A 1,680-nucleotide genomic window follows, 5' to 3' on the forward strand; every position below is an offset into this window, starting at 1 on the left:
GAGGCCACTGAAAATCTTATAATTTTTCAGTGAAACTAAAGATATATAATGAAAAAGACGACTCTAATTATTTTTGAAATTTAGAGCCGTCTTTTTATGGATTTATGTATTCTTTTTTGCTTATTTTATCCCATTAGTTTCATGATTCGTTTTAGATTTACAGTAAATATTGCGATGGCACCTTGCATTTCCATGCCAATTAGACCCGAGGATTTTGAAACATCATACCCGTGTCTATGTTTTAATTCACTATTTTTCGCCTCTATTTTATAGCGTTCTTTGGACTTTTCTTTAAAATAATCCGTTTCTTGGAACTTTGCTTGTTCACTATGTTCATCCGATTTTACAGTAACGGAATAGGTTTTGCTTTTAGCTCCAGCTGTATAACAACCTTCCCTAAACGGACAAACTTTGCATTTTTCAATGTCAAAATAATATGTATCTTTTTGGTTTCTGCCGACATTTTTCTTTCCCTGACGAGCTTTCCGTATAGCCATATGACCAGCCTTACAGACGTACATTCCAGCATCTTTATTAAATTCAAATTCATCTTCTTTTGTACGAGTACCTTGTGTTATCGGGTTTAATTTGGCTACTAACCCTATTTCGTTTTTATTGGTGTATTCAATATTTCCCTTTTCTGAATAAGCCGCATCACCAATGACTGTTTCTACTTTCATACCGGATCCTATACTTTTTTCAATCAATGTTTCTAATTGTTTTCCATCATTTTTCTCACCAGTAGTAACCGTAGCAGCCGTAATAATCCTTTCCTCGCTCATCGCTATATGTGTTTTATAGCCAAAAAAGGAGGTGTCTTTTGTTTTGTGGCCGATTTTCGCATCTTCATCTTCAGAGATTCGTAAATGTTCAATGTCATCATTTACGGTTTCTTTTAATAAATTCAATTTCTCTTTTACTGTCGGATATTGGGAAATCGTTTCTTCATTTTGAATCACATTCATTAGTTTTTGGCAGTATTCAATTTCATCTTCTAACTCATTCGTTGTCGATTTGGGTGGAAACTTTTTCTTCATGTATTCATCAATTTCATAAACTGATTTCCGAAGTTTCTTGGAGCGATCCATCAGTATTTCCTTTGGTGATTTTTGATTATAACGAGCCTTTGTATGGGTGGCGTCAACGATGATAGAATTACTTTTTATAACTTCTAATTCAATAGCAATTTCCACGGTTTTATTGATCAACATATCCAATAGATTTACGTCTTTTAACCGCAATTTACGAAACTTGGTTAACGAGCTTGGTTCAATTACGGATTCCTCTGGAGTCATGCCTAGGAAAAACTTAAATGACATATCATACTTAGAACGTTCCACGATGTCCACATCGGATAAGTCAAAGATGGTTTTAAGTAGCAAATATTTAAACATACGAATCGGGTCAATCGCATTCCGACCATTCGTATGACAGTATTTATCATTCAATTCGTTGTAAACAAAAGAAAAATCCACCAAGTTATTGAGTCTTCGTAAGAAATTATCCTTTGGCACAACTAAATCATAAATTTCCAAATATGGACTTAAAATCATCGACTCTTGTTTTTGAAGCATTATAGCCACCCACTTTTACTTGATACTTTTATTGTAACCAAAAAAAGATACGATTCCTATTATAAATTCGGGAATCATATCTTTTTTGGACTTTTTCAGTGGCCTC

Annotated in this window: 1 protein-coding gene; it reads right to left on the reverse strand. The window is 33.8% G+C overall.

Annotation, left to right across the window (positions count from 1 at the left end; all coding sequences use genetic code 11):
- Positions 1 to 125: 125 nt before the first annotated feature.
- Positions 126 to 1,574: an IS1182 family transposase gene (locus tag WMZ97_RS21780; protein WP_343274164.1), complete on the reverse strand. Its 1,449-nt coding sequence runs from the start codon at positions 1,572 to 1,574 to the stop codon at positions 126 to 128.
- Positions 1,575 to 1,680 lie beyond the last annotated feature (106 nt).

Origin of the sequence: Lentibacillus songyuanensis, assembly GCF_039548255.1 — a bacterium.
Taxonomy (GTDB): Bacteria; Bacillota; Bacilli; order Bacillales; family Amphibacillaceae; genus Lentibacillus_C; species Lentibacillus_C songyuanensis.